The organism is Streptomyces milbemycinicus, assembly GCF_002154605.1.
In the GTDB taxonomy this organism is placed as follows: Bacteria; Actinomycetota; Actinomycetes; order Streptomycetales; family Streptomycetaceae; genus Streptomyces; species Streptomyces milbemycinicus.
The window spans coordinates 1-6552 of the sequence record NZ_MUNE01000768.1 but is presented as its reverse complement, the minus strand read 5'-3'; the positions used below and the strand labels follow the sequence as shown (position 1 = coordinate 6552).

5 protein-coding genes and 2 tRNA genes are annotated in these 6552 nt (G+C 71.8%); 2 read left to right on the top strand and 5 right to left on the bottom strand.

What is annotated here, in order from left to right; all coding sequences use genetic code 11:
• Together tig and CCN51_RS45790 are read right to left on the bottom strand one after the other, a co-directional pair.
• The coding region (gene tig / locus CCN51_RS45795; protein ID WP_086860903.1) for a trigger factor at positions 1 to 608 on the bottom strand (608 nt) is incomplete at its 3' end.
• Positions 609 to 773: 165 nt separating this feature from the next.
• Positions 774 to 850: transfer RNA gene (locus tag CCN51_RS45790), tRNA-Pro, on the bottom strand.
• Between the two features lie 175 nt (positions 851 to 1025).
• On the opposite strand from CCN51_RS45790, the gene CCN51_RS45785 reads away from it, so the two are divergent.
• A tRNA-Gly gene (locus CCN51_RS45785) sits at positions 1026 to 1099 on the top strand.
• A 115-nt stretch (positions 1100 to 1214) separates the two neighbouring features.
• Here CCN51_RS45785 and CCN51_RS45780 read toward each other — a convergent pair.
• Positions 1215 to 1409, bottom strand: coding sequence for a hypothetical protein (locus CCN51_RS45780; protein WP_055414018.1), 195 nt, complete (start codon positions 1407 to 1409; stop codon positions 1215 to 1217).
• 622 nt (positions 1410 to 2031) lie between these two features.
• Between CCN51_RS45780 and CCN51_RS45775 the strand changes: the two genes are divergently transcribed.
• Complete coding sequence (locus CCN51_RS45775) at positions 2032 to 3213, top strand: acyltransferase family protein (protein WP_014179671.1); 1182 nt, start codon at positions 2032 to 2034, stop codon at positions 3211 to 3213.
• Positions 3214 to 3346: 133 nt separating this feature from the next.
• Here CCN51_RS45775 and CCN51_RS45770 read toward each other — a convergent pair whose 3' ends face one another.
• Both CCN51_RS45770 and CCN51_RS45765 read right to left on the bottom strand, forming a co-directional pair.
• Complete coding sequence (locus tag CCN51_RS45770) at positions 3347 to 5839, bottom strand: ABC transporter permease (protein ID WP_014179670.1); 2493 nt, start codon at positions 5837 to 5839, stop codon at positions 3347 to 3349.
• Positions 5836 to 6552: ABC transporter ATP-binding protein (locus CCN51_RS45765; protein ID WP_086860901.1), on the bottom strand; the 717-nt coding region annotated here is incomplete at its 5' end. The genes CCN51_RS45770 and CCN51_RS45765, both read right to left, overlap by 4 nt.

The window sequence follows — 6552 nt, the reverse complement described above, 5'->3', positions numbered from 1 at the left end:
ACCGCCTCGTCGATGCCCTCGAGCAGCTCACCGGAGCCGATCGTGTAGTTGACACCGTTGGCCACGCCGTCCTCGAGGACCTCGCCCTCGACCTTGGCCTCGAGGTCGACGACCACGATGTCGCCCTCGGCGGCGGCGCGCTCGACCGCACTGGTGGTGGCGAAGCGGTCGCGCAACTGTTCGACGGCCTTGTCGATGTCCTCGTCCGAGACCTCGACGGAGTCGACGGTGACCTCGATGCCGGAGTAGTCCGGGATCTCGACCGTCGGGCGTACGTCCACCTCGGCGGTGAAGGCCAGCAGCTCGTTGTCCTTGAGCTCGGTGATGTCGACCTCGGGCTGGCCGAGCGGGTTCAGCTCACCCTCGTTGACCGCCTCGGTGTAGAACTTCGGGAGCGCGTCGTTGACGGCCTCCTCCAGCACGGCGCCGCGGCCGAACCGCTGGTCGATGACCCGGGCCGGGATCTTGCCCTTCCGGAAGCCGGGCACCGTGACCTGCTGGTTGATCTTCTTGTACGCCGCGTCGAGGCTGGGCTTGAGCTCCTCGAAGGGCACCTCGACAGTGAGCCGAACCCGGGTCGGGTTCAGGGTCTCCACGGCGCTCTTCACGGTTCGGTCTCCTTGGGGCTGACTTCTTGGTGTTCTGCTGCGTTGCCGTCGTGCGTTTCAGCGGATCGCGCCCGGCAGAGAAAGTCACAGACGCGCAGCTTGCATAGTAACCGCACGCATGACGCGGCCCACAATGCGATCTTGCGCTCATGACAAACGTGATGGTGGTCGGGGTGGCCGGATTCGAACCGACGACCTTCCGCTCCCAAAGCGGACGCGCTACCAAGCTGCGCCACACCCCGTCGGTGCGACACGTAGGGTACATGCCCGCGCAGGCCCCGGCTGCCGCTTTTTCGACTGGTGGGCAAGGGTGTGCGGGATGTGGTGCGGACCCGCTACGATGCTTCCCGTGCCGCGGGTCGAGCGATCACGCTCGGCGGCCGCGCCCGGGACACATCCGGCGGGGCGGCGGCACAGGCGGGCGTAGCTCAATGGTAGAGCCCCAGTCTTCCAAACTGGCTACGCGGGTTCGATTCCCGTCGCCCGCTCCATGCCTCACGGCCCGGTTGCTCGGGGATTTTCCCGGCGCCGGGCCGTACGTGTTTCCCAGGACCTGCCTTTTACGGGGTCCGGGACCCGTCCTACGGGCCCCGGGGGTCCTTCGGGTCAGATGTCGATTTCGCTGATCGAGTGCGACACCGAGTCGAGGAAGTCCTGGATGTTCGGCGCCAGGTCGGACGATGCGAGCAGGAACCCGAAGAGCGCCGCCACGAGGGCCGGCCCCCAGGTGATCTTGCCGTTGCGCACCATCAGCACAAGGATGATGCCCACCAGCACCACCAAAGACACAGATATGACCACGCCTGATCACACACCCTCGGTCGCTACGCATCTCGCCGGCCCGGAAGCACGCGACCTCGCACACCCCCGCAACACCATCGTGCCATCAACTCCCGCCACACTGGAGCCGCGTGGCGGGAACCGCGGGCCCGTCGCCCCGCAGCTCATCTACCCACTGAGGGGCCCGTCGATGCGGCCCCGGACGAGCCCGCTCCTCGTGACGCCGCGCACAATTCGAGGACCTGCCCGACGATCAGAATTGGACTTGATCACATAGTCCGGCGGGAAATTCCAAATGCGCGGTGAGCCCGTTTCCGTGAGCCCGCGCGTAACGACAAAGCGCCAATGAATCAGACATTCCGCCAGAGCCGCTTGCGGGGCATATGTCACCATTTAAGTAGGATGAAACCCGACAGATCAGGCATCTTGCACCACCGCATCCGCCCACTCGGATCACTTTGTCGACTTAGCCTCCACGGATGCATGTGTCTGCCATGCATGCGATAGACAACAAATAACTGAACGAGGTTTTACGCAATAGAGGTTTCGGGGCTATCGTGCCTTAGATGTTCCACACTGCCATCACTCCCCGGCGCGCAGTGTGGTCCCGGGTTCTCTCCCCCAGTTCCTGGTGGGAGGGCCTGTGACCAACTCCCTGCGCCCGCACGGTTATCAGCGGGCCCCGCTCCCCCCGGCCCGGGAGGCGGAGCCCACTCCCCCCACACCGCACCGCGACACAGCAGGGCATCAGACGGGTCCGCCGACCGCCCCGACCGGGTCCAAGCCCAAACAGCGGGACGCGTTCTTCGACAACGCGAAGTACCTCGCGATCGTCCTGGTCGCCATGGGCCACGCGTGGGAGCCGCTGACGGACTACAGCCGCACCGCCAGAGCGCTCTACATGACCGTCTACACGCTCCACATGCCGGCGTTCATCCTCATTTCGGGCTACTTCTCGCGCAGCTTCGACATGCGGCCCGACCGGCTCAAGCGGCTCATCACCGGTATCGCCGTGCCGTATCTGATCTTCGAGATCGCGTACACCTTCTTCAAGCGCTGGGCGGATGACGACCCCACCTACGACTTCAGCCTGCTGGACCCCTGGTACCTCACCTGGTTCCTGATCGCGCTGTTCGTCTGGCGGATGACCACCCCGATCTGGAAGATCATCCGCTGGCCCGTCCCGCTCTCGCTGGCCATCGCAACCCTCGCCTCGGTCTCCCCCGACATCGGTGACGACCTCGATCTGCAGCGGGTGCTGCAGTTCCTGCCGTTCTTCGTGGTCGGGCTGCACATGAAGCCGGAGCACTTCCAGAAGATGCGCGGGCGCCGGGCGCGGATCCTGGCCCTGCCGGTGTTGGCCTGCGCGTTCGTGTTCGCCTACTGGGCGGGCCCGCGGATGAACAAGGCGTGGTTCTACCGCCGCGACAGCGTCCAGGAGCTGGCCGCGGCGCCGTGGACCGGGCCCGTGATGACCCTCGCGCTCTTCGGCTGCTCGATGGTGCTGGTCGCCTGCTTCTTCGCCTGGGTGCCGCGGCGCCGGATGTGGTTCACCGCCCTGGGCGCCGGAACCCTGTACGGGTATCTGCTGCATGGCTTCCTCGCCAAGGGCTCCCGCTTCTGGGGCTGGTACGACGCCAACCCGTGGACGCATGAGCCGCTGGGCGAGATCGTGGTCACCATCATCGCCGCGACCGTGATCACGCTGCTGTGCACACCGCCCGTGCAGCGCCTCTTCCGGTTCGCGATGGAGCCGAAGATGGTCTGGGCCTTCCGGAAGGACCCGGCCGAACAGGCCCGTAAGCGCACCACCACGGCGGCCTGACCGCCTCGTATCCGAGCGGCAACCGCCCGACCCGAGCACGGCACAAGGCCGCGCCGGAGCCGTCGTACACGGCCCCGGCGCGGCCTTCGCCGTCCCCGGCCTTCGCCGTCTCCGGCCTTCGCCGTCCCCCGTCTCAGCCGGCCCGGCCGCGGCGGAGCACCGCCCGGGCCGGCAGCCCCGTCGCGAGCAGGCCCAGCGCCACCGCGGCGCCCGCGAACCCTCCGTACGTCAGCGGCGGCAGATACGGGTCCTCGCCGGTCAAGCCGCGCACCATCGGCACGAGCGTCGCCAGCGCGATCGCCGTGCCGAGCGCGACCCCCGCGATCACCACCAGCAGCGCCTCCCAGCGCACCATCCCCAGGACCTGCCGCCGCGTCGACCCGATCAGCCGCAGCATGCCCAGCTCCCGGCGGCGGTCCAGGACGGTCATCACCAGCGTGTTGGCGGCGGCGACGGCCGCGAAGCCGCCGAGGACCGCGGCCATGACGGTGTTGGCCCAGACGTTGAGCTCGCCCTCCTTGTCCCGGGCCGCCGCATAGCCGCCGGGTCCGGTGACCTCGCCGAGGGGGCGGAGCGCGGCCGCGACGGCCGCCGGATCGGCGCCCTTGTCGTCCCGTACCAGCACATGGCTGTCGAAGGCCGAGGTCACATGGGTGGCCAGCGCCGCGCGGGGCAGTGTGACCGCCGCCAGGCCCAGCCCCCGCCCGTACGTCGCGACGACCTTCGGCGCGACCGCCGTGCCGTCCGGCAGGTGCAGCCGGAGCCGGTCGCCGACCTTCACATGCGCCGAGGACGCGAGGCTCGCGTCCACGGCCACCGTGCCGCGGCCCAGCGCGTCCAGGCTGCCCGTACGGACGTCGAGGTCCTGGACCGCCGCCAGGTCGCGGCCGGTCCCGGAGACGCCCTGCGCCGACGCGTTCTCCAGCCACGCACCGTCGCCCGAGCCCCTGGGCACCAGTACGCCGGTGCGCAGCACCCCGACCGCCGACGCGACTCCCCGGACGGACCCGGCGCGGGCCGTGGCGTCGGCGGGCAGACCGCCGGGCGCGGAGAGGACGTGGTCGGCGACGACGCCCGCGCGCCGCTGCCCGTCCGTCGCATGGGCCTCGCTGGTGTGCATGAACACGAGCGTCGAGGCGAAGGCCATGGCGAGTACGAGCGGGGTGATCGCCGAGGCCAGGCGGCGGGCGTTGGCCCAGGCGTTGGCCGCGGCCAGGGCGGCCGGGGCCCGGCCCGCCCGCAGCGGCAGGCCGACCAGCCAGGCGCAGCCGCGGGCGACGAACGGGCCGAGCAGCCCGACGGCCAGCATGAACAGCATCACCACGCCCAGCGCGGCGTTGGCCGCGTCGTCCCCTGACGCCGCGGCCGCCACGCCCGTGAGCACACCGCCGCCGGCCAGGGCCGCGACGCCCAGCAGCGTCCGGATCACCCCCGGGCGGAACGGCTCGGCGGCCGCCTCACCGAGCGCCTGGCCCGGCTTGATCCGCGCCGGTCTGCGGGCGGCCGCCAGTCCTGCGAACAGCGCGGCGACCAGCCCCGCGCCGACCGCGCTGACCAGCGGGATCCAGGAGACCGCGAGCTCCACCCCGGCCGGGATCGCGCCCCGGTCCCGGAGTTCTCCGAACCACCAGTGGGCGAGCGCGATACCGGGCAGCGTGCCGAGCGCGCCCGCGAGCGGGGCGACCAGCAGCGCCTCGGTGGCGATGGACCGGCGGATCTGCCGCGGGGTGGCGCCGACCGCGCGCAGCAGTGCGATCTCGCGGCCGCGCTGGCCGATGGAGAGCGCGGTGGTACCGGCGGTGGTGAAGATCGCGACCATGGTGGCGATGCCGCCGAAGGAGCCCCCGATGCCCTCCAGCAGCTCCTTGGCCCCGTCGAGACCGGGCTCCTGGGCGGCGCCGCGCCCCTCGCCGGTGTGCACGCGGGCGGCGGGCACCGCCTTGAGGGCGCGCTTGAGGTCGGCCGCCAGGGCGCCGGGCGCGGTGCCTGGCTCGGGGCGGACGAGGACGGCGTCGACGGTGGCGGGGTGGCCGGACAGGGCCCCCGCCTGGCGGTCGGTGAACCAGACGGCGGGCCCGGCGTCCTGAGCGCCGCCCGTACGGGTGATGCCGGCGACCCGGAAGCGGTGACCGCCGTCGGCCGCGGTCAGGGTGACGCTGCCGCCCACGCGTATGCGCGCCGCGCGGGCGGCGGCCGGATCCAGTACGACCTCGCCCTTCCGTGGAGCCGCGCCGGAGCCGAGCGCGACCCCGGTGAAGGAGGCCGAGCCCCAGCCGTGGGCGGTCCAGCCGGCGTCGCCGCCCTGGACCGGGAAGCTCCAGTCGGGCGCGGCGGCAGCCACGCCCTGCGTACGGGCGGCCGTGGCGACGAGCGAGGCGTCCAGCCGGACCCGGTCGGGGGCGGGCTCCGACTCCTCCCGGTCCCCCACCCGCTGCTCCGCGGCGACCACGACCGGGGCGCTCGCGTAGCGCCCGGGCGGCACCGTGGCCCGCAGCCCGGACTCCAGCAGGATCCCGCAGGCCGACACGATCGCGGCGGCCAGCATCAGGGCGATGAACGTACCCGCGAAGGCGGCGGGCTTGAAGCGGACGGCGGCCCGGGCCAGCCCATTGCCCAGCAGCCTCATTGGACGATCTCCCCGTGCGAGGGCGCACCGGCCGCCACGCTCGCCGTACGGATCGGCGTGCCCGGCGGCGTACGGATCGGCATACCAGGTGCGCCGGCGGCCGTACGGGCCGTCAGCCCGGCCATCCGGGCGGCGATCTCCTGGGCGGAGGCGCGCGTCATGCGGTCGGCGAGGGAGCCGTCGGCGAGGAAGAGCACGCGGTCGGCGTAGCTCGCGGCCACGGGGTCGTGCGTGACCATGACGACAGTCGCGCCGAGCGCGTCCACGGCCTGCCGCAGCAGTCCGAGCACTTCGGCGGCGGTGCCGGTGTCGAGGGCGCCGGTCGGCTCGTCGGCGAAGACGACGTCGGGGCTGGTGACCAGCGCGCGGGCGATCGCCACCCGTTGCTGCTGCCCGCCGGAGAGCCGGCCCGGGAGGCGCCTGGCGTGCTCGTGCAGCCCCACCTGGGCGAGCACGGCCCGGGCCCGGGCGCGGTCGGGGCGCGCGCCCGCGAGCCGCATCGGCAGCACCACGTTCTGCTCGACGGTGAGCGAGGGCAGCAGGTTGAAGGACTGGAAGACGAAGCCGAGGCGGCTGCGGCGCAGCGCGGTGAGCTTGTTCTCGCTCATGCCGGTGATCTCCGTACCGCCGAGCCGGACCGAGCCCGCGGTCGGCCGGTCGAGGCCGGCGGCGCACTGCAGGAACGTGGACTTGCCGGAGCCCGAGGGGCCCAT

Excerpts from the sequence above, each read along its gene's own strand:
- CCN51_RS45770 (WP_014179670.1), bottom strand. The coding sequence starts at position 5,839 with ATGAGGCTGCTGGGCAATGGGCTGGCCCGGGCCGCCGTCCGCTTCAAG.